A 22,913-nucleotide genomic window follows, 5' to 3' on the forward strand; every position below is an offset into this window, starting at 1 on the left:
TCCTCTCAGCTCGCGGCCGCGGTGCGGCGACGACTGGCGAGCACGATGACCGCGCCCAGGGCCGCGGCACCGAGGATGCCGCCCGCGATGAGCAGGCTCTCCGGGTTGGCGACGGGGACGCCCTCGATGCCGGCATTGGGACCGACGGTCGCGTTGGCCAGGGCGATCTCCGCGATCGAGCCCTCGGTGCCGAGGCCGATCGTGAGGGCGTTCTGGGTGAACGAGCCGTCCGGGTTGGTCGTCTTGTTGTTGACGTTCAGTTGGGCCACTGCGTCGATCGCGTCACCGAGGGGACCACCGAGGTCGGCGGCGAGATCGGAGAGGATCGGCGTGATGAGGCCGTTTGCGATGTCGATCGCCGCCTGGAGCGCGATGCCCACGAGCGGGAAGGTCGCGACGAGAGCCGATACCTCGGTGAGGGTGTCGTTGACGATGTTCGTGAGTTTTGTCACGATGGCTTCCGGCAGGTACTGGAGGAGGTTGGTGCCCTCAGGCAGGTCCTGCAGGCTCGCGACGCCAGCTTCGGCGAGCAGCTCATCGAGGGTGATCTCGATCGTCCCGCCCGGCGTGATCGGGTTCTCAACCTCGACGCCGGTCAGCGTCTGAACTGTGCCGAGGAGGGTCGTGAGCACCGGGGACAGCTCGCCGAGCGTGCCATCGAGCACGGTCCCGCCGGTTCCGACTGTCAGGCCGGCGATCGTGTAGTCACCCGAAGGAGCGGCGCCACCCGACGGCTGCTGAGCACTTGCCGCGACGGCGCCGATACCGATGTTGAGGTTGACAAGGTCGGTGCCGCCGAGGAGAGCGGCAGAGCCGACCTCGATGCTGGCCGAGTCGCCGGCACCCGGCGTACCCAGGTTGCTGCCGGTCGGTGTTGTGTCGCTACCAAGAAGGCTGGGCGCGGTGCTGACCGTGCCGGAGAAGGCGACGGATGATCCGTCCGGGCGTGCCTCCGCGTACTGGCCGACCGCCCCGAGCTGGAGGAATCCGGAGTCGCCGAAGACGTCGATGCCCGGGGCGATCTGGATGTTCAGCGCACCGAGGGCCGTGGCGTCCAGCGGCACGTCGGCGACGACGGTCGGCCCGCCGTCGGTGTTCACGGCGGTGGCACCGGCGAGCGTGAGCAGCCCGTCGATGGGCTCACCGCCGAGCGTCGCGGTGAGCAACCGACCCTCGCCCTGCGAGACGACTGGCGCTGCGGATGCTGCAGAAGGCAACACAAGAACGGCGGCTGTGCCAAGCGCGATTGCGGCGAAGGCACCGGTTCGAAGGGTGCGAGAACGGACGGCGAAACTATTCATGGCTGGGATCCTTCTTCTTGTCACAGAAGTAGTTACGGCAGATGCCCCGCTCCCCAGCCAGGTCATCCAATTGCTTTTCAGGATTGCACGCTCTGGAACGAACTTCAACCCCCGGGATTCACGAAAGTGAAACTCTGATCACCGAGCGTTGAGCCAATCCCGGATGTTTTCTCGGATTTTTTTCGGACTCGTTACATATCTATTGCACAAGCGCCGGTACCCCCATTCGGGGGGTACCCCCGGGTATTTAATGGGGGAAGCTACGGGTACAGTCGCAGCTCGAAGACACGTCAGCTTCACGTTCGCCACGTCGAGCACTGAATCATCGGGGAGATCATGTTCACCTACATCGCAGCATCCATCTCATCCATCGGTCGCCGTCTCTCGCGCGAGGAGGAGGGTGCGACGGCCGTCGAGTACGGGCTCATCGTGGGCCTCATCGCCGTCGCCCTCATCGTCGCCGTCGGTGCACTCACCGGCGGATTGCAGAACATGTTCTCCGGTATCGGCGACATGCTGACCAACAACGCTCCACCGAGTGACTAACCGGGGTCCATCGTTCACCGCCTCCTCTCGCAGCACGTGAAGCGCTTACGGGAGACTTCGGAACTCGGCGCTGCGGCTGTCGAGTTCGCGCTCGTCCTGCCCGTGTTGTTGGTATTACTCCTCGGGATCGTCGAGTTCGGCACGGCCTTCAATGCGCAGATCCTTTTGACCAACGCCGCGCGCGAAGCGGCCAGGAGCATGACTCTCTCGGGCGATGAGACCGAGGCCGTCGCGGCGGCCGACGCGGCGACGCAACCGATCGGCCTCACCGTCACCGAAGCGGATGTCACGTTCACCGTGTCCCCCGCGGGACCATGCGTCAGCCCGGCCAGGCTGAGCGTCGACGTCACGGTGGAGAAACCGCTTCTGACCGGCCTTTTCGGCGCCACTATTCCACTCACGGGAAAGGCGACACGACAGTGCGGCGGCTGATCGGGGAACTCCGTCACAACGAGGAGGGTGCGAGCGCCATCTTCGTCGCGATGACCATGACGATCGTGCTCATCGTGGCCGCCCTCGTGATCGACGTCGGCGCTGCAACGGCGCGCAACTCGCAGCTCCAGGATGCCGCGGATGCCGCGGCCCTCGCCCTCGCGCAGCAGTGCTACGAGTCCCCCGCCACCACGGTGCTGAACGGCTGTGACCCGGTGGTGCGCTCGAGCTCCGCGTCGACCGCCACCGAGATCGCGGTGGCCACCCTCAACGACGGGGCCGCGGAACTCGTGGGCGCCCCGGTGTTCGACGCGAACACGGTGACCGTGCAGCTGCTGAGCGTGCAGCCGGCGCTGTTCTCGTGGGCAGCGGGCGAGGGCGACACGACCGTGGGTGCGAGCGCCGTCGCACAGTGGAACCCGGCCGCGGTCGCGCTGCCGCTGGCGATCAATGCCTGCACGCTCCCCGACCCGGGCACGGACACGGTGTTCATCGGAACGGGGGCGTACGACGGCGTCGACACGCTTCTGTCGTCCATCACCAGCCTGCTGACGGGAACCTCGGTACCCGACTACGTCGGGAACATCCTGACCTGCGGTACGAATGTGCTCGCAGGCGGGTGGCTCGGCGATGCCGACGAGGAATGCACCTTCGACCCGAACGTGAAGACCTACGTGGTGAGCACGCTCAACAAGCTCGTACCGGTCAGCGCGTGCGTTCCCGTCATCCAGACCCTCATCGGCAAGCGGGTCATCGTGCCCGTCTACGACAACGCCACGTCAACCGTCGTCGATTCGCTGCTCGGCAACGTCACGATCGTTGGGTACGCCGAGATCGTAGTGACCGGCTACGACTTCGATGGGCTTGCCGCCATCGGCGACGACGACCTCGTGTCGTTCCCCAGCGGCACCGACCCGGGGTGCAGTGGTTCCGTGCAGGACTTCCTCGGGGTTGACCTCGGAATCGTAGGGAGTCTCCTCGATCCGCTGTTCGACCAGCTCCTCCCGACCGTGCTGGCCTGCCAGGGCCTCCAGGGCCAGCTGGTCGACGACAGCCTGACCGCTGAAGAAGCCAGCGCCGCCCTGATCCCCTACCGCCTTGTCGCCTGACCGCCGCCACAACAGAAAGTCCTGATGAGAACTCGAATCGTAGCCCTCGTGATCGCCGTAGTCCTGGCTGTTGTCGGAGGCGTGCTCCTGGTCAGCTATGTGCGCGGTGCCGACCAGCGAGCCTCCGAGGGGGCGGAACTGACGCCCGTCCTCGTCGTGACAACCGAGGTGCCCCGCGGTGCCACGGCCAAGCAGCTCGAGCTGTTCGTCGAGGAGCGGTCGGTGCCCGCAGCATTCCTCGCCGAGGGCGCGATCACAAGCCTCGATGAGCTGGCCGATCTCGGCGACCTCGTGACGACGGCAGCACTCGTGCCGGGCGAGCAGGTCGTGCGCGAGCGTTTCGACACGGCAGAGTCGTTCGTCGACCGCGGCGGTTCCGTTCTCATCCCCGAGGGACTCCAGGAGGTCTCGGTTTCGCTGGATGCACCGCGCGTCCTCGACGGAAGACTCAGTCCCGGCGACACCGTGGGCATCTTCGTGAGCGTCGAGGGCGACGGGACCGCTCCGCGGCAGACTCGTCCGCTGCTCGAGAAAGTGCTCGTCACTGCGGTCTCGGGCGGCACCGCGGTCGCGGAGGATGGCACGATCACGGGCGCGCAGGGCACGGTCACAGTGACTGTCGCGGTCTCGGAACGCGACGCGCAGGCGATCATCTACGCCCGCGAGTACGCGCAGCTCTGGTTCACGAAGCAGGACCCCGACACCACGCCCAGCGGCCGCACACCCTTCACCATCCAGGAACTCCTCACGTGACGCGCGTCGTGCTCATCGGACCGGACAGCTCGCTCGAGGACCAGGCGCGGCTGCTCCTCGGCGACCAGGTCCTGGTCATCGCACCGGCGGAGACCGGACTGCTCCTGACGCGGTTGCTCCGGCTGGACGCGCGGCCCCACCTCGTGGTGTTCGGCGCCTACGTTCCGCCAGAGCAGAGCCTGGAGCTCGCGCGATCACTCCGCCTCACCGTGCCCACGCTCGCTGTCGCGGGGAGCCGCGACGCGCTCACCGCGGAAGATACGGCCGCGGGCATAGCCTTCGTGCTCCCCCACGGGGCGGAGCTGGAGGATGTCGACGCGCTCTTCGTGCAGGCATCCGATCGGGCCGCGCGCGCCGCCTCGCAACTCTCCTCACCCCGCGAGTTGCGACCCCGCGGCGAGATCGTGGTCGTGACCGCGCCGAAGGGCGGGGTCGGCAAGACCACGATCGCGACCAATGTCGCGCTCGTGCTCGCGGCCATCCGGCCCCACGAGGTGGTGCTCGTCGACCTCGACCTCCAGTTCGGCGATGTGGCGGAGGCCCTGGCGCTCTCGCCGCTGAACTCGATGGCCGAGGCGGTCGGGTCCGCGGCATCCCGCGACGTGCTCCTCGTCAAGCACACTCTCACCATGCACTCGAGCGGGCTGCTGGTCCTCGCGGCGCCACCCTCCCCCGTGCACGCGGATCGCATCAGCGCAACGGATGTCGCGATCGTGCTGCGCCAGCTCGCCCAGGAGTACGCGTACGTGGTGGTCGACACCGCGCCGGGACTGTCGGAGCACACGCTTGCGGCCATCGACGAAGCATCCCAGGTCATCACGGTCACGAGCCCCGACGTCACGAGCATCAACGGACTGTCGAAGGAACTCGTGGTGCTGCGTGAGCTCGGGATGCTTCCTACCCCGCACCATCTCGTGCTCAACATGGCCGACCGCTGGTCGGCTCGCGTGAGCGACATCGAGTCCTCGCTGGGTGAGTCGGTGTCGCTCTCGGTCCCGCGCTCGAACGCGGTCGGGCGCTCGACCAACCGCGGGGTCCCCGTCGTGCTCGACAGCCCCCGCGACAGGGCGTCGGCCCAGCTGCGAGTGCTGGGCAAGCGCATCGATACCGAGCAGACCCCCCGCCGAAAGGATGCCCGATGAGCCTCTCCGACCGCCTGGATGCCGCGCGCAATCGCCGACAGCCTGCACCTCTCGTCGAGCCCCCCGCCGCATCCCCTCCACTGCCCACGTGGCCGATCACGCCTCCGCCTGCCGTGCCCACGGCGTTCGCACCGCCTCCGACCGCGCCCGCACCACCGGAACCAGCGCCGGTTGCGGCAGCACCGGAAAGCGCGGAGCCGCAGGAGTCGCCCGAGTACGTCGCCCTGCGCCAGCAGATCTCCGACGTGCTCACCGACCGGATCGGCACCCGCATCAACGACGCGCGGCTGAGCGAGCAGGAGCTCGACGCCGCAGTGCGCCGCGAACTCGCCTCGATCATCGACGAACGCGGCGCGCGCCTGACCGAGCAGGAGCGCATCAGCCTCATCCGCGAGCTGGCGGACGAGGCGCTCGGGCTGGGGCCACTCCAGGCGCTGCTCGATGACCCCACCGTGAGCGAGATCATGGTGAACGGCCCTGACCACGTCTACGTCGAGCGCCGTGGTCGCATCCAGCGTGTGTCGACGAGCTTCCGCTCCGAGGATCGCCTTCGCCGGGTGATCGAGCGTATCGTCTCCCGCGTGGGGCGCCGCATCGACGAGTCATCCCCCCTCGTCGATGCCCGACTGTCCGACGGTTCGCGCGTGAACGCGATCATCCCGCCTCTCGCCGTGAGTGGGCCGTCCCTCACGATCCGCAAGTTCGCGGTTGATCCGTACAAAGCCGGCGACATGGTCGAGCTCGGAACCCTGAGCGACTCCATGGTCGACCTTCTGCGCGCGTGCGTTCGCGCGCGCCTCAACATCATCGTCTCGGGCGGCACGGGCACCGGCAAGACGACCCTCCTCAACGTGCTCTCCTCGTTCATCCCACCGGACGAGCGCATCGTCACGATCGAGGACTCCGTCGAGCTGCAGCTGCAGCAGGAGCACGTGGTCCGCCTCGAGAGCCGCCCGTCGAACCTCGAGGGGCGCGGCGAGATCACCATCCGCGACCTCGTGCGCAACTCGCTGCGCATGCGTCCCGATCGCATCGTCGTCGGCGAGTGCCGCGGCGGCGAGACCCTGGACATGCTGCAGTCGATGAACACCGGTCACGACGGTTCGCTCTCCACCATCCACGCCAACTCACCCCGAGACGCGATCGCACGCCTGGAGACGCTCGCGCTCATGGCCGGCATGGACCTGCCCCACCGCGCGATCCGCGAGCAGATCGCCTCCGCGGTCGACGTCATCATCCACATCACGCGTCTTCGGGATGGCACGCGCCGGGTGACCCACATCACCGAGGTTCTCGGCATGGAGAACGACATCATCACGATGCAGGACGTCTACCGGTTCGACTTCTCGGCGGGCGTGGACTCGTCCGGACGGTTCCTCGGGACCTCGCAGCCCACCGGCATCCGACCGCGATTCCTCTCGCGCTTCGAGGAGGTCGGTGTGCCGTTCAACCCCGCAGCCTTCATCGCGGCACCCGTGGAGCCAGGACAGACGCAGGGGTGGCAATGACTCCGATCCTCCTGGGCCTCCTGCTGCTCTTCGTCGCGGTCGGCGTCGTCGTGTTCGTGGTGGCAGCGCCACGCTCGACGACCGGCGATCACGCAGCGGATCGCCTGCGCGAGTGGGGCAGGGTCGCGTCCGCCCGCGCGGATGTCGCGGTCAAGCGGAGCGGGTCGGGCGTTGTCGGCATGGTGGAGCTCGCTGGCATCCATCTGAGCGCTGGCGCCGTCGTGCTCCTGATCTCTGTCGCCGCCGCCGGAGCCGCCGTGCTCGGGATGATCGTGGCGCTGAGCCGCCCGTCACTCATCGCCTGGCTCCTCCCCGTGCTCCTTCCGGTCGTCGTGCTCGTGGTCGCGCGACTGCTGCTCACGCACAGGATCGACAAGCGCCGCCAGGCCTTCAGCGAGCAACTCGAGGGCACCCTGCAGTTGCTCGCGAGCGGGCTCCGGGCCGGCCACAGCCTCCAGCGCGCCGTCGACTCGGTCAGCACGGACTCGGCGAGCCCGACAGCCGAGGAGTTCACGCGCGTCGTCAACGAGCACCGGCTCGGGCGCCCGCTGAGCGACGCGATGCTAGCCGTCGCAACCCGGATGCAGAGCGACGACCTCGCGTGGACTGCGCAGGCCGTCGCCATCCATCGTGAGGTCGGTGGCAACCTCAGCGAGGTGCTCGACCACGTGGCTGAGACGATCCGCGAGCGCCAGCAGATCAGGCGGCAGGTCGCGACACTCAGCTCCGAGGGCCGCGTCTCGGCGATCGTGCTCATGGCACTGCCCGTGGGAATCGCGCTGCTCCTCAGCGTGCTCTCCCCCGGCTACCTCGCCCTCTTCGTCACGACCCCGATCGGGTTCCTGCTGCTCGGCGTGTGCCTGGTGCTCTTCATCGTCGGCAGCCTGTGGTTGCGCGCCATCACGAGGATCCGGTTCTGACCATGTCCTTCGCCCTCGGCATCCTCGGCCCGCTCCTCCTCGCAGCGGCGCTGCCGCTGTTCGTGCTCGCCGTGTTCCCGGGTCGCGGCACTGCAACCGCGAGCGCGCGGCCACGAGTTGCGCACACAGCGCCACCGCCGTTCGCGCCACGTGCGCTCATCCAGCGTATGGAACGCAACCTGCAGCTGGCCGGCCTCACGAACCAGTGGTCGCTGCGCACGCTCGTGATCGCCAAGCTCCTGCTCCTGCTCGCCGGTCTCGGTGTCGCTGCGCTCCTGATCTGGTGGCAGCCCTCGGCAACGATCGTGATCGTGGGCCTCGTACTTGTGGTCGGCGGCTACTTCGTGCCGGACCTCATCGTGTACGGGCGGGCCAAGGAGCGGCAGGACACCATCCAGCTCGAGCTCGCGGACACCCTCGACCAGATCCTCATCTCGGTCGAGGCCGGACTCGGGCTGGAGACGGCAATCGACCGGGCCGGCAGGCACGGGCGGGGGCCACTCGCAGCCGAACTGGCTCGCACCGTGCAGGACATGCGGGTCGGGGCATCCCGCCGCGAGGCGTACTCGGCCCTCGCCGCCCGCACCGACGTCGTGGACCTGCAGCGGTTCGCCCGCGCGATCATGCAGGCCGACGAGTACGGCGTCTCGATCGGCCAGGTCGTGCGTACCCAGGCGAAGGACCTGCGCGCGAAGCGTCGCCAGCGAGCCGAGGAGAAGGCGATGCGCGTACCGGTGCAGGTGCTGTTCCCCCTCATGTTCTGCATCCTGCCGGTGCTCTTCATCATCGTGCTGGGGCCGGCGGCGGCCAACCTCATCCGCTCGTTCGGGGCATTGTAGCGGGCGCAGCGTAGGCTCGGGATGCCATGACTAGCCCTTACACCTGCATCCTCTTCGACCTCGACGGCACCATCGCCGACTCGGCGCCAGGCATCACCGCGTCGCTCGGTCACGTCTTCGCGGAACTCGGGTTACCCGTCCCGAGCGAGACCGAACTGCGCGCGTGGGTGGGCCCGCCGCTGCTCGACGCCTTCCGCGACCGCGCCGGCATGAGCCCGGAGGAGTCGGCCGTCGCCCTCGCGATCTACCGCGACCACTACATCTCGCGCGGTACCAAGTCGAGCCCGATCTTCGAGGGGATCCCGGCGGTGCTCAAGGCGATCCACACCGCGGGGGTGCCACTCTCGCTCGCGACGTCGAAGCCCGAGTTCCCGGCATCCGTCATCCTCGACCACGGCAACCTCACGCAGTACTTCAGGGTGCTCTCCGGTGCGTCGATCGATGAGATCCGCTCGGCCAAGAAGGACGTGATCTCGGAGGCCATCACACGTTTCCGGATGGTCGGGGTCGATGTCTCGCGCCCGATCATGGTCGGCGACCGGGACTACGACATCGAGGGAGCAGCGGCCAATGGCATCCCGTCGATCTTCGTCGAGTGGGGCTACGGCAAGCCGGAAGAAGCCAAGGGTTCGCTGACGACGGTCGCGACCCCCGCCGAGCTCATCCCCCTGCTCCTCGGCTGACCCATCCCCCGCCCCGCACGGCGGGCGCCGAAACTAGGGGGTCGGGCAGTGCATGCGCGTCGAACGGTGGTCGGTGCTGCGCTCGAACGTGTGGCCATCCATGGGGTTGCCGCACAGCGGACACGGCTTCTGGCCCGTCGGCGGGAGCGGCTCGGTCTCGTACGGTCCCACCTGCGCCGGGCCCATGAATGGGAAGAGCGCGCGGTTGAGACGCTGCCACCAGGCCGGTTTCGAATGTACTGTGTCCACAAACAATTAGTATACTAAGTAAATGACGATCGTCGATACGAGCATCCCGGATCCCCTCGCCCTCGACCGCCAGGTCTGCTTCGCCCTCGCCGCCACCTCGCGTGGAGTCATCGGGCTCTACCGCCCGATCCTCGAACCGCTGGGTCTCACGCACCCGCAGTACCTCGTGATGCTCGCGCTCTGGGAACGCAGCCCCCGCACCGTGCGCGACCTCGGCGAGACGCTGCTGCTCGAGCCCGCGACCCTGTCGCCCCTGCTCAAGCGTCTCGAGGAGGCAGGCCTCATCACGCGCCGCCGCAACCCTGCTGACGAGCGCGCCCTCGACGTGAGCCTCACCGACAAGGGTGTCGCCCTGCGCAGCAGGGCGGAGGCCGTCCCCGGTCAGGTCGTGGAGCGCCTCGGGATGCCACTGGCCGAGCTCGAATCGATCCGCGACTCGCTCACGGCTCTCCTCGACCACCTCCGCTGAGGCCGCGCGGCTCGCGCTGCGCCCACGTCCGCGTCCGCGTCCGCGAACTACCGCGCGAGCCGCTCGACCACTGCGCCGTAGACGCGCGGGAGCCGGGCGGCGAGCGGCACGATGCCCCCGCGCAGGGGGCTGCGGGCTGCGGCAACCAGCCCGCTCGTCAGGACGCGGAAGTCGCGTGTCACGCGCCTCCACTCGCGCTCGTAGCCGGCTCCGCCCAGGAGGGAGGCGACCGCGACGCGCGCCTGGTCGATGCCGAGCCGGAGTCCCTCACCCGTGATCGCGTCGACGTAGCCGGAGGCGTCTCCCACGAGGAGCACGCGCCCGAGTCGCACCCGCGCGGCCCGCTGCCGGAACGGGCCGGCACCGCGCCGAGTGCTTGCGGGCGCGGCATCCGCGAGCGCTGTAGCGAGCTCGGGGATCGACCGCACGACGGCGTCGAAGTCGGCGTGCTGCGCGCCGAGCATTGCGATGCCCACAGTGTCGTGGGCGATCGGGGTGACATACACCTCGGCGTCCTCGGCCCAGTACACCTCGATGAGATCGTTCCAGGGCGCGACCTCGAAGTGCTGTCGAATCCCGAAGCGCCTGCCGCGGCGCACGGGCCGGTCCAGCCCGAGCGTGCGCCTCACGCCCGAGTGGAGGCCATCGCAGGCGAGGAGCCAGGATGCCCGCACCCCCGCCGCGCTCACGCCCGTGGCATCCTGCTCGATGCCGTCGACCCGACCGTCCACGAAGCGCACGCCGAGCTCGCTGGCCCTGTCGGCGAGCTCCGACTGCAGCACCGTGCGACGGACCCCTCTCCCGACGCCCGTCTCGAACCGGTGGTCGGCGCGCTTGGACGCGTTCCGGTAGCTGACTCCGCGCAGAGGCATCCCGGCGGGATCCACACCGAGCCGCTGGAGCAACGGCAGCGCACCGGGCATGAGCCCCTCGCCGCACGCCTTGTCGATGGGGCCCTCGCGTGGTTCCACGAGGGCAACGGTGAGTCCGGCGAGCCTCGCCTCGATCGCGGCGGCGAGCCCGACGGGTCCACCACCGGCGACGAGCACGTCGACGTCGTTCACAGTTGTCGCAGCGCCCGGTTCTCGGTGGGGATACGGAATCCCAACAGCAGCACGGCGTTGAGCACCGTGAACGCGATCGCCGTGATCCACGCGGTGTGCACGAGCGGGAGCGCGATGCCCTCGACGGCCACGATCACGTAGTTGGGATGGCTGAACCAGCGGTAGAGACCACGATCCGCGACCCGGCCAGCACCCGGCACGACGATCACGCGCGTGTTCCACTGCGTGCCGAGCGAGGCGATGATCCAGTACCGCGCCGCCTGGCACGCGATAGCGATCACGAGCATCGGCCAGCCGAGCCACGGGATGAACGGCCGCTGCAGCAGCACGACCTCCGCGATGCACGACAGCAGAAGGCCGGTGTGCAGCGCCACCATCCAGGGGAAGTGCCGCTGGCCGTACTCGATACCTCCGCGGGCGAACGCGGCGGCGGCATTACGCTTCGAGACGACGAGTTCGAAGATGCGCTCGCCTCCCGTCGCGAGCACGAAGGCGACGTAGAGGATCACGCTCACGGCAGCTCCAGCAGGACGAACTCGGCGCTGACCCCGGGCCCGAGCGCGAACAGGAGTCCGGGGCCCGACGCCCCGGACTCGATCGTGTCCGCGAGCACGTGGAGAACCGCCGACGACGAGAGGTTGCCCACCTTGTCCAGCGAGGCCCAACTTGCCGCGAACTCGGAACGGTCGACCCCGAGCGAGCGCTCGAACGCCTCGAGCACGCGCGGGCCGCCGGGGTGTGCGACCCAGGTCGCGACATCCTGCACCGTCATGCCGTGGTCGCCGAGGAAGGCAGCGACCTCGGCGGGGAAGTGCCTGTCGATCACGTCCGCGACGCCCGCGGTGAGCACGATCTCGAAGCCCGAGCCGCCGACGTTCCACCCGATCACCTCGGTCGAGTCCGGGTAGAACGAGCTTCGCGTGTCGACGACGCGGATGCCCGGCTCACCCCGGTCGTCGCCCACAAGCACCACGGCCGCAGCCCCGTCCCCGAACAACCCGGTCGCGACGAAGTTCGCCATCGTCTCGTCGTCGCGCTGCAGCGTGAGCGAGCACAGCTCCACGCTGAGCAGCACGCCAACCTCGCCGGGATGACCCGCCAGGTAGTCGTTGACGCGTGCGAGCCCCGCGGCTCCCCCTACACAACCGAGGCCGAACGAGGGAAGGCGCTTCACGTCGGCGCGCAGGCCGAGCCGTTGCACGAGGAGCGCGTCGACGGACGGCGCAGAGATACCCGTGACCGACGTGAACATCACGAAGTCGACGTCCGGCGGTTCGAGACCGCTCTCCGCGAGCGCGGTGCGCAGTGCGCGCTCGGCGAGATCGGTGGCGCAGCTGATGAACAGGTCGTTCGTCTCGCGGAAGGTTCCGAGCTCCCGGTAGCGCTCGAGCGGGAGCGCCGTGTGCCGCCGTCCGATGCCGGATGCGGCGTGCATCCGTTCGAGCACGGCCCGCTTGCCGGGCGCGGCCGAGATCAGCGGCGCGAGCTCGGCTGTGATCTCAGCCTGCGTGTACGAATAGTCAGGCAGCACGGGGGCGACCGCTGCAATGCGACTCATGCAGCGACGCTACGCCACTGTGGTGCTATTCGGTGACCGTCACGGTGAACTCGAGGGGCTGGATGCCACCCTGCTCGTTCGTCATGGTGACCTCGGTCTCGCCGACGGCCTTGGCCGTGAAACCGGGGTTGAAGACGGCGGAGCCGTCCTCGCGGCCCTGCGTGAACTCGAGGATCGCGCCATCCGCGATCTCCGCGGTGTAGCTGTCGACCGCGAGGTCACCCGTATTGATGTTGAGCACCTGGCCGACGACGAGGTCGACGTTCGTACCCTGCAGGTCGTTGGCCTCGACCGTGACCGGGGCGATGACGGGCGTGTTCGGCGAGCACGCCGAGAGACTGAAGACCGCCGAGACGACGATGGCTGCGGCGGCGAAGGTGCGAAGAGTGTTCATGCGGACAGTCTGCTGGGCGACCCGAGTGCCGATCAAGAGCCGCGAACAGGGGGCGCGGGAGGTGATCTCCCCGTCCCATGTCCCCCTTAAGGACGTCTGGTATCACCCCCTGTACCCCGATAAGTTGGGGGGACTGCGGAGCTATCAGGGGTGGTGACACCGCAGCGTTCATCGTCAGGGGGTAACGAGTGCGATCACACATCAGCAGGATGCTCGCCGCAGTTGCGGCGGCGGTGCTTCTCTCCGTGGGCCTCGTCGTGCCCGCCCAGGCGGCGACCGGCCCCGCCGGGGACGTCTACTCACTCGTCAACCAGCAGCGCGCCGCCAACGGCCTCGGCCCGCTGCTCACGGATCCCACGCTCGACTTCGCCGCGCAGGTCTGGGCGCAGTACCTCGCCGACAACGGTCTCTTCCAGCACAGCAGCGCCGACTGGCGATCGGCCATGATCTCCGGCGGCGGCTGGACCTTCTCCGGCGAGAACATCGCAGCGGGCCACACGTCCGCGTCGCAGGTGATGAACGCGTGGATGAACTCGGCGGGCCACCGTGCCAACATCCTGAACTCCAGCTACGTCGGCGTCGGCGTCGGATACGTCAAGGGTGGACCCTACGGCCACTACTGGGTGCAGATCTTTGCCGGCAGTCAGCCCCGTGTCATCCCGGGCAATGCTCCCGTGATCTCGGGGTCAGCATCGATCGGCGGCACCCTCAACGCCTCGCTGAGCGGCTGGCCCTCCGATGTGTCGATCGGCTGGCGCTGGGAGTCGGGGGGCACCGTCATCCCGGGCGCGACGTCCTCGAGCTACAAGCCCTCCCTGACCGACATGGGCAACACCATCACCGCCACGGTAACGGGCACCAAGTACGGCCACTACCCCGCGTCGAAGACCTCCAACCCGACTGCACCGGTCTCGGGATCCGTGACGTCGTCGCGGCTCGCCGGCTCGAACCGCTACGAGACCTCCGCCGTGATCTCGCAGAGCGGGTTCGCGCCGGGTGTCCCCATCGCCTACGTCGCCTCCGGCCTCGGGTTCCCGGACGCACTCGGGGCCGCCCCCGCCGCGGCCAAGCTCGGCGGGCCCCTCCTTCTCACCGAGACCGGCACCCTGCCGCCCTCCGTCGATCAGGAACTCCGTCGCCTGCAGCCTGGGCGCATCGTCGTCGTGGGCAGCACTCCGTCTGTGGATGACACCGTCCTCGCGCAGCTCGAAGCCATCGCCCCCACCACCAGGGTGGCCGGCCCCGATCGCTACGCCACCTCGCGGGCGATCGTCGACGACGCCTTCGACAGCGCCTCCGTCGCCTACATCGCGACCGGCCTGGACTTCCCGGACGCCCTCACCGCGAGTGCGGCCGCCGCCCGGCTCGACGGACCCGTCATCCTCGTCAACGGCGGACTGTCGACGATCGACTCGTCCACGGTGCCGCTCCTGCAGTCGCTGGGGGTCACGACGGTACGGATCGTCGGGGGCACGGACACCGTGAGTGGTGGCATCCAGTCGGCCCTCTCCAACGCAGGATTCTCGGTCAGTCGCCTCTCGGGAGCGAACCGCTACGAGACGGCCAACGCCATCAACGTGCAGGCGTTCGGCACTGCTCCCACTGTGTACCTGGCATCGGGCCAGACCTTCCCCGACGCGTTGGCTGGCGCAGCACTCGCCGGAAGCAAGGATGCTCCGCTCTACCTCTCGGCGAGTGCGTGCATCCCGGAGTCGGTGTCGCGAGCCCTCACCTCGATCCAGGCCACACAGGTGGTTCTGCTCGGTGGAACCCCGACCCTGAGCTCCGGAGTGGCCAACTTCGACCGCTGCTAGACCGGCACGACACCACCGGTCCGCCGACGACGGTCGAGCCGGTTACGGCAGTCCGCCGCCGCCGTACTTGCCGTCGATGACGGCGAGGGTCGCGGCCATGATGCGGTGGCGCAACTGGTTGCCCGCGACATCCGCGTAGACGTACTGCGCGAGCGGGAACTCGCCCACGGTGTTGCCGACCCACACGGCCGTCGCCACACGCGTGGTCGATGTGACGATCCAGGTCTGGATGGAATCATCGGTGGTTCCGGTCTTGCCGAGCACCGGAATACCATCGCCCGGGTTCGAGGCAGAGCCGGTGCCGCCCGTCATGACCGCCTGGAGCGCGATGGACGCCTGAGCGGCGATCTCGGGCGCGATGGCCTGGCGACAGTCCCTCGTCTGGCCGGGCAGCTCGAGGTTGTCGGGAGTGACCACCTTGTCGAGCACGATCGGCTTGCAGTACACGCCGCCGGCCGCGATGGCCGCGTACGCACCAGCCATGCTGAGCGGGGTGACCTGGTTGGTGCCGAGCACCGACGACGGGTTGGTCCACAGCGGGTCACCGTCTGCTCGCTCGACGCCGAGCGCCTCAGCGGCGGCACGGATGGCGCACAGGTCGAGCTTGAGGGCCATCGAGATGAAGGCACCGTTCACAGAGCCTGCCGTCGCCGAGGCCACCGACATCGCGCCGCCGCCGCCGGAGTCGTTCTTGAACGGGTACGGCCCGCCCCACGGGCCGCGGCTGTCCGCACACGTGTCGACGAAGGCGGACTGCTGCACCGTTCGGGCCGACCCGTCCACAGTGTCGGAGAGCTTGTGTCCGGCCTGCAGCCAGGCCACGAGCGTGAAGAGTTTGTAGGTCGAGCCCGACTGGAAGCCCGAGGAGCCGCCGTAGGCGTACGACGTGTTGTAGTTGACCGCCGAGGTGCCAGCCCCGCCGCCAGCACTGCTGTCGTCGAACGTCTTGTTCTCGGCCATCGTGAGCACGCGGCCGGAGCCGACCTCGACCGATGTCGTGGCCGCACCGAGGGCGAAGCCCGGCTCATTGCCCGGTGCCCAGAAGTTGGTCTGGTTGTGCGCGTTCGTCTGGATGTCGAGATCGAGCGTGGTGTACAGGTCGTATCCGCCCTGACGCCAGTTTTCGAGGCGCTCGACGGGCGTCGCCCCCAGTGCCTCGAAGTTCTCGATGTTCTTGACGACGTAGTCGCAGAACCAGCGCGCCTCGACCTTGGCGTTGACACAGCCGCTGCCACCCTCGACGGGGGCGAGGGTCGAGGCATCCACCGGCAGGGCGAGAGCGGCATCGCGCTCGTCCTTCGTGATGCTGCCCACGTCGTACATGGCGTGCAGGATCACGTCGCGGCGCTTCTGGTTGGCGGCGAAGTTGTCCGGGTTGTCGAGACCCCGCTCGCCCGGGTACTGCACGATCGCGATGAGGCTCGCGGCCTGCTCGAGCGTGAGGTCCTTGGCCGCGCGACCGTAGTAGCGCTGGGCCGCCGCCTCAATACCGTAAGTGTTATCCCCGAAGAACGAGATGTTCAGGTACGCGGTGATGATCTCCTGCTTCGTGTACCGCTTCTCGAGACCGATCGCGTACTTCATCTCGGCGAGCTTGCGCTCGAAGCTCTGCGCGGTCGCCTCCTCGTAGGCGGCATCGCGCAGCACGCCGGTCGGCTGCTCGAGGGCGCGCTGCACGAAGAGGTTCTTGACCAGCTGCATGGTGATCGTGGATGCACCGCTGTCGACGCCGCTCTTGACGAAGTTGCCGAGCACCGCACGCATCACGGAGTTGGCGTCGACACCGTTGTGCTCGTAGAACCGGTGGTCCTCACCGTCGATCGCCGCGGCGATCGCGAACGGCGAGATCTGGTCGTAGTCGACGGCCTGGCGGTTCTGCAGGTAGACGGTCGCGATGGGGGTGTAGCCATTGACGTTGCCCGGCGCGGTGGACTGCGCCCAGATGGTGTTCCGCTCGTTGGGGCGGTCGACGACCAGGTACTCGGGCAGCTCCTCGAAGATGCCGGTCGTGCTCGCGGCGACGACACCCGTGACGCCGACGACAGGCGCAGCGCCCAGCGCTACGAGCATGCCGCCAAGCAGGCTGAGGCTGAGGATTCCGGCCACGCCCTTCAGGACGCGCACGCCGGCGTTCTCCGGCTTGCGCACTGCCGGGTGGTGTCGGAGGTACCAGGGCCTCGTGTCCCTCACCACTACCTCACCACCTTCTTGCCGCCGCCGGCGGCCTTCTCGAGCGCATTCGCAAACATGGTCGCACGTTCCAATTCCGCGGAGATGGGAGTCATCACAAGATCGCGTGCAACCACGTCGACCTGCGCCAACAGAGATCTGCGAGCCCGTCGCCTGCGGTGCGCCCCGACTACCCCAGCGAGCGCGGCCCCCGCAATACCCAGAACGACTCCGAGCAGAACTCCTCCCAGTATAAGTAGCGTTGTGAGGGGCCATCCCTCGACGACGGGCACTCTGGGGGCAGTGATGCCGATGGTGGGGAGAAGAGCGAGGGCGAGGAGCCACAGCACTCCGGCGAGCGCCGCGAGGACCGATACCCACTGCAGGATGGAGAAGAGCACCCACCACCACGATGCACGGGTCGGCAGGGCCGCCCGCGCGATCGCGAGGTCCAGCGCTCCCGGCAGCCGGTCGAGCGCTCGGGAGGCGGTGTCGCGGATGCTCGCCCGCCAGTTCTCCGCGAGGGGCTCGGCCGCGGCATCCGCGTAGCTCCGCACCGCGAGTGACACGCGCGCCTGCGCGCCCGCGTTCATGGCGGGCATGCTCGTGCGATGGAGGTCGGGGTCGCTGCCCTTCCTGGTCCTCAGACCCAGACGGGTGAGCGGATCGGGGCGGAACCGCAGGATCCACGAGACGACGGGCCAGCCGGTCGCCTGTCCCGAGCGCTTGCGGTACGAGGCCGCGACGGCCGCCGCGACCGTGTCAGCCCCCGCCGCGACGGCGAGCTGCTCGGTCAGCGCGGATTCGAGGGAGCGTGGGAGCTTGGCCGGGCGGCCGGGCGCCGGGATTTCCGCGGCGATGGCGGCGGCATCCGCCTCGAGGCGCGCGGTGATGGTGGCCTTCTCCGCGGCGAGCGCGCCGATCGCCCCGCGCAGGTCGTCGATGCCGACACCCGTCGCGGCACTCACGGGCAGCACGCGCACCGATGGCAGGCCGTCGGCCGCGAGCAGGCCGCGCAGCGAGTCGACCACCCTGCCGACATCGGCTGCGGGCAGCAGGTCCACCTGGTTGAGCACGACAAGCGTTACGGCACCGTGGCGCGAGTAGTTGGCGAGGAAGTCGGCGTGCAGCACAGCGTCCGCGTACTTCTGGGGGTCGACGACCCACACGAGCACGTCGACCTGGCCCGCGAGGCGCTCGGCGACCTGTCGGTGGGCGAGCTCCACGGAATCGAAATCGGGGAGGTCGAGAAGCACGAGCATCGGCGCGCGCGGGTCGAGCGGTGCCTCTCCGACGTGGCGATCGCGCACCTCGAGCCAGTCGAGGAGGGGCACGGCACCCGCGGGTTCCCAGGTGACGGCGAGGGGCTCCGAGGTGGTCGGGCGACGAACGTGGCTGCGGGCGATGTCACTACCCACGAGGGCGTTCAGCAGGCTCGACTTGCCCGACCCCGTCGCCCCGAACAGCCCCACGACCGTGTGGTCGGCCGAGAGTGCGCGTCGACCCTCGGTGCGCGCCACCACGGCGTCGATGCGCACGAGAAGGGCCTCGGGCTCACGACCGGTGCCGAGCTCACGGATGTCACGGAGCGCTTCGATCCGCGCATCCAGGGTGCCAGCGCTCATGCCCTCTGCTCCCGCACCGCGGACACGAGGGATGCCGCGGCCTCCCGCAGCCCCTCGGGCGTCGGGCCCCGACGCACTCCCGCAAGCAGCACGGAGTACCGGTCGGCCTGGGTGGCCAGCAACGCGTCAACGCGAGCACCGAGGTCGTCGCGCGCGGATTTCGCGAGACGCCGCACCGCATCCTCGCCGAAGATCGTCTCGAGCAGCTTCTGCCCGAGAACGGCGGAGCCGCCCGCGATCACGAGCTCACCTCCCGTGAGGCCGCCCGTGGAGGCGAAGACGACGATCATGAGGGCGACGGTCACCGCGTTGAGACCGAGCGAGAGCACCCGCGCGCGCGTCCGCTTGCCGCCGACGTTGTCGCTGATGAGCTGCATGACGCCGGCCTGCCAGTCGCGAATCATGGCGGATGCCTCTGCCCCGAAGCCGGGGCTCGGTGCTGAAAGTTCCGGGTGCCCCTCGAGCAGTGCCCGACCGGCACTGCTGCGCTGGAGCTCGCGCCACGCGCCCGCGGATGCGCGACTCGCCTGGTCGACGATCACCGCGTGGAGCCCGTGCTCGATCGTCGTCTCGACGTCGACGACGGGCTGTGGAACACCGCGGAACCACGCGCTCACCGAGTCGCGTGTCCGCGAGAACCAGGACTCGACAGTGCGGAACACGTCGGACGTGCCGACGAAGTCCTGCCAGCGGGCGAGCACCTCGCCGCGCAGCAGGGCACCGTCCTGGGTCGCGGCGTCAATGCCCGCGTCCGCGGAGGAGAACTCGAGCCGCACCGCCTCGTCGGCCTCGTTGGTCCACGCGAGCTGGGCCGCCCGCGCGGTCGCGATACCGTTCACGCGACGCGCGAGATCCTCCACGGCACCGGTGAGGGTCGCGGCGGCGATCCGCGCGCGCTCCGCTTTGTCGCCCGCGATTCCGGAGAGCCAGTCGCGGATGCCGGCTGCCGCGGCGATCGGCAGCATGCCCGAGTCGTCCAGCGGCTGTTCCGTCACGGTGAAGACCGGTGCGGCTCCGAGACCGCGCTCGGCGAGCATCCTGCCCAAGTCCTCGCGCACGTCGTCGGCAGCGCCAGGCGGCACGCGGTTGAGTACGACTCCCACGGTGATGGCACGGGATGCCGCGTCATCCAGTAATCGCCACGGCACGGCATCCGCGTACCGGTTGGCCGTCGTGACGAAGAGCCACAGGTCGGCTGCTGCGAGCAACTGGTTCGCGAGTGCGCGGTTCTCGTCGGCAACGGAGTCGATGTCGGGGGCGTCGATGATGGCCACCGAGTCGGGGATTCGGTCGTCGGCGAGCAGCACGAGCTCACCGATCCGCGAGGCGTCGGGGGTCTCACCCGCGGTCGACGCCGTCTCTGACGGCCCCGCGAGGCGACCGCGCACGCGCGCGAGTCCCGGCAGGATGCGGTCGGACGCGAACCACCCGGCATCGGTCGGGGCGTGCACGAGGATCGGCTGCCGCGTCGTGGGGCGGATGACGCCTGCCCGCGTGACGGGAGACCCGACGATCGCGTTGACGATGGTCGACTTCCCGGCGCCCGTGGAACCACCGACCACCGCGAGAAGAGGGGCGTCGAGGTCGGTCAGGCGGGGGCGGATGTAGTCGTCGATCTGCCGCACGGCCGCTGCCGCGGCATCCCGAGCCTCGGGTGCGCCGTCGAGCGGGAGGGGGAGGGCCACGTCGCTGAGGGTCGCCCGCACCGCTTCGAGGCGCTCGCGCGCAGTCAGTGCCGGGGGAGTCACCTATAAAGGATGCCTCAGGTTGGCTGGATTCGCGGTGGCAGTTTGGTAACGCCTCGAGCTCACTCCGCGGGCGGTGGAGGCGGCGTGGTGCCGGGCTGCTGGCCCTTGCCGCCGCTGAGCAGCTTCCAAATGGCGAAGCCCGCGCCCGCGAAGACCGCCAGGTCGTCGGCGAGGCCGAGCGGACCCGTGAGCAACTCAGGGATCACATCGATCGGCGACACCCCGTAGAGCAGCGCGCCGATGGCCACGGCCACTGCTGCTGCGATCTGGCGTCCACGGGACATGCCCCCAGCCTAGGCGCGACCCCGCGCTTCGCTAGTGTGATGAGAAACAATCAGCGTGCGAGGAGACACCGATGCTCAAACTCACCACTCTCGTTACGACCGCCGCCCTCGCGCTCGTCACGGCAACCGCACTGGCGGGATGCTCCATCGTCGGGGACCTCCTCGGCCCTGGCTCAGCGGTGAGGGACGACGAGGGCCAGGTTGTAGAAGAGGGAGACGTCGACGTCTTCTCCCTCGCGGTCGGGGACTGCTTCGACGATGAGGGCAGCTCGGAGGAGATCACCTCGGTGCCGATCGTTCCCTGCGACCAGCCGCACGACAACGAGGTGTTCCACGAGTTCGAGATCACGGACGGCGAGTTCCCCGGTGATGACGCCGTCTCCTCCGAAGCCGACGAGAAGTGCGTTGCCGCCTTCGACGCCTTCGCGGGTATCGCCTACGAGGACTCGACCCTCGACGTCTTCAGTCTGCGGCCGACGGCGTCGGGCTGGGACCAGGGCGACCGTCTCGTGCAGTGCGCCATCTACGACCCGGCTCAGCAGGTGAGCGGAACCCTCAGCAACGCTGCGTACTAGCGCAGCACCCTCACCAAACGAAATAGAGAAGGCCGCCCCCAGAGGGACGGCCTTCTCTATTTCGGTGCGCGAGGGGGGACTTGACGCCCAAACTGTGCCGCCGGCCCAGCAAGCTGGTCCGGACTGCGCAGTTCGGGGCCCCGGCCGCTTAAGAGACGCCACCCACGCACGGCATGCAAAAAGGCCGCCCCTGACGGGACGACCTTTTTCCATACGGTGCGCGAGGGGGGACTTGAACCCCCATGCCCTCACGGGCACACGGACCTGAACCGTGCGCGTCTGCCAATTTCGCCACTCGCGCGTACCAGCTAGCGAGATTACCACAGCGCCCAACCCCCGCGAGAAGCCACTTATCGGGCCGAAGCGCACCGGAAGCCGCATAAAGTGGCTTTTCGCGGGGGTTCCAGCGGGCGGACAGCGGGAACGTCACCGAGGAGGGGGTTCTCAGGGCCAGCGGCTAACATCGTAGAAACCGGCAGCGGCGATCACGGGGAGAGCCTTGGGACTACTGGACAGCTTCGAGCGAGGTCTTGAACGCGCCGTCAACGGCGCGTTCGCCAAGACCTTTAAGAGCGGTCTGCAGCCTGTGGAGATCACAGCGGCACTCCGCCGCGAACTCGACACGAAGGCTGCAGTCGTCTCACGCGACCGCATCCTCGTGCCCAACAAGTTCACCGTGAAGCTCAGCCCCGTCGACTACGAACGGATGTCAGGGCTAGGCCCGGCACTCATCGACGAACTCGTCGACCTGGTACAACGGCACGCCCGCACCCAGCGGTACTCCTTCGCGGGAGGCATCTCGGTCGCGCTGGCCGAGGATCGCCGCCTCTCCCAGGGCATGATCGAGATCCAGTCGGTGAACGTGCAGGGCGCAGTCACGTGGACGCCCGTGCTCGAGATCAACGGCACGCGGCATCCGATCACCCGTTCCCGCACCATCATCGGGCGCGGCAGCGACGCAGACATCACCGTCGACGACACCGGAATATCCCGCAAGCACGTCGAAGTTCTCTGGGATGGCACCCGCGCCCAGGTCAACGATCTGGGGTCAACGAACGGCTCCAAGCTCAACGGTGCACCGGTTGCTCGCGCACCGCTGACGCCCGATTCCGTCATCGACATCGGTCGAACGCGTATCGTGTTCCGGGTGCTCGCCCAGTCCGCCGCCGTCGATCCGCCGCAGAACTCGCCGGTGAGCGATGAGACGAGCTGGTTGGGCGGCCTCCAGTGACCGAGATCAGCGAACTCACTCTCCTCGTTCTGCGCATCGCGTTTCTCGCGGTGCTGTGGGGTTTCGTTTTCGCAATCGTCTACGCACTGCGTAGCGACCTCTTCGGCCAGAAGGTGCGCCGGATGCCCGCTGCCCCCGGCGCCGGCACCACGGCTCCGGCCCCACGCGCCCAGGCTCCCCGCCCGGCCGCCCCCCGGGGGCCGGTGTTCGCCACACGTCTCGTCATCACCTCCGGTGCCAAGGAGGGCCTCGAGATCGTGCTCCCCGAGGAACAGCTGACGATCGGCCGGTCGAGCGAGTCCGGTCTCGTCATCCGCGACGACTACACCTCGACCCACCACGCGCGCCTCCTCCGCTGGCCCGACGGTTGGGTCGTCCAGGATCTCGATTCCACGAACGGAACGTTCCTCGACGGCAACCGCATCATCGTTCCCACGGTCATCCCGCTCGGCGCCACGGTGCGCATCGGCACGACGAGCTTCGAACTGCGGCGGTAACCC

At 68.7% G+C, this 22,913-nt stretch carries 24 protein-coding genes and 1 tRNA gene; 14 read left to right on the forward strand and 11 right to left on the reverse strand.

From position 1 onward, the window contains the following. Positions 1-5 precede the first annotated feature (5 nt). The gene (locus HDC94_RS01995; protein WP_179494398.1) at positions 6-1,301 is read right to left on the reverse strand and encodes a choice-of-anchor G family protein; all 1,296 of its coding nucleotides are present in this window, start codon (positions 1,299-1,301) and stop codon (positions 6-8) included. 336 nt (positions 1,302-1,637) lie between these two features. Here HDC94_RS01995 and HDC94_RS02000 point away from each other — a divergent pair, with 336 nt between their 5' ends. From HDC94_RS02000 to HDC94_RS02040, 9 genes are read left to right on the forward strand one after another with little or no spacing between them, the layout of a single operon-like run. Beyond that, positions 1,638-1,847, forward strand: coding sequence for a Flp family type IVb pilin (locus HDC94_RS02000; protein ID WP_218870423.1), 210 nt, complete (start codon positions 1,638-1,640; stop codon positions 1,845-1,847). A gap of 36 nt (positions 1,848-1,883) precedes the next feature. Continuing rightward, complete coding sequence (locus HDC94_RS02005; RefSeq protein ID WP_179494400.1) at positions 1,884-2,279, forward strand: TadE family protein; 396 nt, start codon at positions 1,884-1,886, stop codon at positions 2,277-2,279. Next, positions 2,267-3,388: a pilus assembly protein TadG-related protein gene (locus HDC94_RS02010; protein ID WP_179494402.1), complete on the forward strand. Its 1,122-nt coding sequence runs from the start codon at positions 2,267-2,269 to the stop codon at positions 3,386-3,388. Before HDC94_RS02005 ends, HDC94_RS02010 begins: the two co-directional genes overlap by 13 nt. A gap of 24 nt (positions 3,389-3,412) precedes the next feature. Further along, a complete protein-coding gene (cpaB, locus tag HDC94_RS02015) occupies positions 3,413-4,141 on the forward strand; it encodes a Flp pilus assembly protein CpaB (protein WP_179494404.1) in 729 nt (242 codons plus the stop codon). Next, the gene (locus tag HDC94_RS02020; protein ID WP_179494406.1) at positions 4,138-5,283 is read left to right on the forward strand and encodes an AAA family ATPase; all 1,146 of its coding nucleotides are present in this window, start codon (positions 4,138-4,140) and stop codon (positions 5,281-5,283) included. Before cpaB ends, HDC94_RS02020 begins: the two co-directional genes overlap by 4 nt. Further along, positions 5,280-6,791 (forward strand): CpaF family protein, encoded by a 1,512-nt coding sequence (locus HDC94_RS02025; protein WP_179494408.1) that lies wholly within the window; start codon positions 5,280-5,282, stop codon positions 6,789-6,791. Before HDC94_RS02020 ends, HDC94_RS02025 begins: the two co-directional genes overlap by 4 nt. After that, on the forward strand, positions 6,788-7,711 hold the full coding sequence (locus HDC94_RS02030) for a type II secretion system F family protein (RefSeq protein WP_257021615.1): 924 nt from the start codon (positions 6,788-6,790) through the stop codon (positions 7,709-7,711). Before HDC94_RS02025 ends, HDC94_RS02030 begins: the two co-directional genes overlap by 4 nt. A gap of 2 nt (positions 7,712-7,713) precedes the next feature. Next, entirely contained in the window at positions 7,714-8,550 is an 837-nt protein-coding gene (locus tag HDC94_RS02035) for a type II secretion system F family protein (RefSeq protein ID WP_179494410.1), read from the forward strand. 26 nt (positions 8,551-8,576) lie between these two features. Further along, positions 8,577-9,233: an HAD hydrolase-like protein gene (locus HDC94_RS02040; protein ID WP_179494412.1), complete on the forward strand. Its 657-nt coding sequence runs from the start codon at positions 8,577-8,579 to the stop codon at positions 9,231-9,233. A gap of 33 nt (positions 9,234-9,266) precedes the next feature. On the opposite strand, the gene HDC94_RS02045 is transcribed toward HDC94_RS02040, so the two are convergent. Then, on the reverse strand, positions 9,267-9,482 hold the full coding sequence (locus HDC94_RS02045) for a hypothetical protein (protein ID WP_179494414.1): 216 nt from the start codon (positions 9,480-9,482) through the stop codon (positions 9,267-9,269). A gap of 22 nt (positions 9,483-9,504) precedes the next feature. Here HDC94_RS02045 and HDC94_RS02050 point away from each other — a divergent pair, with 22 nt between their 5' ends. After that, positions 9,505-9,951: a MarR family winged helix-turn-helix transcriptional regulator gene (locus HDC94_RS02050; protein ID WP_179494416.1), complete on the forward strand. Its 447-nt coding sequence runs from the start codon at positions 9,505-9,507 to the stop codon at positions 9,949-9,951. Between the two features lie 47 nt (positions 9,952-9,998). Here the strand turns inward: HDC94_RS02050 and HDC94_RS02055 are convergent, their stop codons facing one another. The 4 genes from HDC94_RS02055 to HDC94_RS02070 are packed head-to-tail and all read right to left on the reverse strand — an operon-like array spanning position 9,999 to position 12,967. Beyond that, entirely contained in the window at positions 9,999-11,015 is a 1,017-nt protein-coding gene (locus HDC94_RS02055) for an NAD(P)/FAD-dependent oxidoreductase (RefSeq protein ID WP_179494418.1), read from the reverse strand. Next, complete coding sequence (locus HDC94_RS02060; protein ID WP_179494421.1) at positions 11,012-11,530, reverse strand: isoprenylcysteine carboxyl methyltransferase family protein; 519 nt, start codon at positions 11,528-11,530, stop codon at positions 11,012-11,014. Before HDC94_RS02060 ends, HDC94_RS02055 begins: the two co-directional genes overlap by 4 nt. Continuing rightward, positions 11,527-12,573, reverse strand: a complete 1,047-nt coding sequence (locus HDC94_RS02065) for a type III polyketide synthase (protein ID WP_179494423.1) — start codon at positions 12,571-12,573, stop codon at positions 11,527-11,529. Before HDC94_RS02065 ends, HDC94_RS02060 begins: the two co-directional genes overlap by 4 nt. A 25-nt stretch (positions 12,574-12,598) precedes the next feature. Continuing rightward, complete coding sequence (locus tag HDC94_RS02070; protein WP_179494425.1) at positions 12,599-12,967, reverse strand: hypothetical protein; 369 nt, start codon at positions 12,965-12,967, stop codon at positions 12,599-12,601. A 188-nt stretch (positions 12,968-13,155) separates the two neighbouring features. On the opposite strand from HDC94_RS02070, the gene HDC94_RS02075 reads away from it, so the two are divergent. Beyond that, positions 13,156-14,781, forward strand: coding sequence for a cell wall-binding repeat-containing protein (locus tag HDC94_RS02075; RefSeq protein ID WP_179494427.1), 1,626 nt, complete (start codon positions 13,156-13,158; stop codon positions 14,779-14,781). 42 nt (positions 14,782-14,823) lie between these two features. Here HDC94_RS02075 and HDC94_RS02080 read toward each other — a convergent pair whose 3' ends face one another. The 4 genes from HDC94_RS02080 to HDC94_RS02095 are packed head-to-tail and all read right to left on the reverse strand — an operon-like array spanning position 14,824 to position 20,607. Further along, the gene (locus HDC94_RS02080; RefSeq protein WP_179494429.1) at positions 14,824-16,974 is read right to left on the reverse strand and encodes a transglycosylase domain-containing protein; all 2,151 of its coding nucleotides are present in this window, start codon (positions 16,972-16,974) and stop codon (positions 14,824-14,826) included. Then, positions 16,974-18,575, reverse strand: coding sequence for a GTPase (locus tag HDC94_RS02085; RefSeq protein WP_179494431.1), 1,602 nt, complete (start codon positions 18,573-18,575; stop codon positions 16,974-16,976). The genes HDC94_RS02080 and HDC94_RS02085 overlap by 1 nt, the downstream gene beginning before the upstream one ends. Beyond that, positions 18,572-20,323 carry a dynamin family protein gene (locus HDC94_RS02090; RefSeq protein ID WP_179494433.1) on the reverse strand — a complete coding sequence of 584 codons (1,752 nt, stop codon included), beginning with the start codon at positions 20,321-20,323 and terminating at the stop codon, positions 18,572-18,574. Before HDC94_RS02090 ends, HDC94_RS02085 begins: the two co-directional genes overlap by 4 nt. A gap of 59 nt (positions 20,324-20,382) precedes the next feature. Beyond that, positions 20,383-20,607, reverse strand: a complete 225-nt coding sequence (locus HDC94_RS02095) for a DUF1232 domain-containing protein (protein ID WP_179494436.1) — start codon at positions 20,605-20,607, stop codon at positions 20,383-20,385. 71 nt (positions 20,608-20,678) lie between these two features. Between HDC94_RS02095 and HDC94_RS02100 the strand changes: the two genes are divergently transcribed. Then, positions 20,679-21,182, forward strand: a complete 504-nt coding sequence (locus tag HDC94_RS02100) for a septum formation family protein (RefSeq protein WP_179494438.1) — start codon at positions 20,679-20,681, stop codon at positions 21,180-21,182. Between the two features lie 217 nt (positions 21,183-21,399). Here the strand turns inward: HDC94_RS02100 and HDC94_RS02105 are convergent. After that, positions 21,400-21,483 (reverse strand) — tRNA-Leu (locus HDC94_RS02105). A gap of 198 nt (positions 21,484-21,681) precedes the next feature. Between HDC94_RS02105 and HDC94_RS02110 the strand changes: the two genes are divergently transcribed. Both HDC94_RS02110 and HDC94_RS02115 read left to right on the forward strand, forming a co-directional pair. Next, entirely contained in the window at positions 21,682-22,413 is a 732-nt protein-coding gene (locus HDC94_RS02110; RefSeq protein WP_179494440.1) for a DUF3662 and FHA domain-containing protein, read from the forward strand. Positions 22,414-22,418: 5 nt separating this feature from the next. Further along, complete coding sequence (locus tag HDC94_RS02115; protein ID WP_179498778.1) at positions 22,419-22,910, forward strand: FHA domain-containing protein; 492 nt, start codon at positions 22,419-22,421, stop codon at positions 22,908-22,910. Positions 22,911-22,913 lie beyond the last annotated feature (3 nt).

It is taken from the genome of Leifsonia sp. AK011, from assembly GCF_013410945.1.
In the GTDB taxonomy this organism is placed as follows: domain Bacteria; phylum Actinomycetota; class Actinomycetes; order Actinomycetales; family Microbacteriaceae; genus Rhodoglobus.

What these genes read in the sequence shown, in the direction of transcription:
- HDC94_RS02070 (WP_179494425.1), bottom strand. Translation starts at nt 12,967, where the DNA reads ATGAACACTCTTCGCACCTTCGCCGCCGCAGCCATCGTCGTCTCGGCG.
- cpaB (WP_179494404.1), top strand. Translation starts at nt 3,413, where the DNA reads ATGAGAACTCGAATCGTAGCCCTCGTGATCGCCGTAGTCCTGGCTGTT.
- HDC94_RS02035 (WP_179494410.1), top strand. Translation starts at nt 7,714, where the DNA reads ATGTCCTTCGCCCTCGGCATCCTCGGCCCGCTCCTCCTCGCAGCGGCG.
- HDC94_RS02085 (WP_179494431.1), bottom strand. Translation starts at nt 18,575, where the DNA reads ATGAGCGCTGGCACCCTGGATGCGCGGATCGAAGCGCTCCGTGACATC.
- HDC94_RS02095 (WP_179494436.1), bottom strand. Translation starts at nt 20,607, where the DNA reads ATGTCCCGTGGACGCCAGATCGCAGCAGCAGTGGCCGTGGCCATCGGC.
- HDC94_RS02100 (WP_179494438.1), top strand. Translation starts at nt 20,679, where the DNA reads ATGCTCAAACTCACCACTCTCGTTACGACCGCCGCCCTCGCGCTCGTC.
- HDC94_RS01995 (WP_179494398.1), bottom strand. Translation starts at nt 1,301, where the DNA reads ATGAATAGTTTCGCCGTCCGTTCTCGCACCCTTCGAACCGGTGCCTTC.
- HDC94_RS02065 (WP_179494423.1), bottom strand. Translation starts at nt 12,573, where the DNA reads ATGAGTCGCATTGCAGCGGTCGCCCCCGTGCTGCCTGACTATTCGTAC.
- HDC94_RS02040 (WP_179494412.1), top strand. Translation starts at nt 8,577, where the DNA reads ATGACTAGCCCTTACACCTGCATCCTCTTCGACCTCGACGGCACCATC.
- HDC94_RS02000 (WP_218870423.1), top strand. Translation starts at nt 1,638, where the DNA reads ATGTTCACCTACATCGCAGCATCCATCTCATCCATCGGTCGCCGTCTC.
- HDC94_RS02030 (WP_257021615.1), top strand. Translation starts at nt 6,788, where the DNA reads ATGACTCCGATCCTCCTGGGCCTCCTGCTGCTCTTCGTCGCGGTCGGC.
- HDC94_RS02025 (WP_179494408.1), top strand. Translation starts at nt 5,280, where the DNA reads ATGAGCCTCTCCGACCGCCTGGATGCCGCGCGCAATCGCCGACAGCCT.
- HDC94_RS02050 (WP_179494416.1), top strand. Translation starts at nt 9,505, where the DNA reads ATGACGATCGTCGATACGAGCATCCCGGATCCCCTCGCCCTCGACCGC.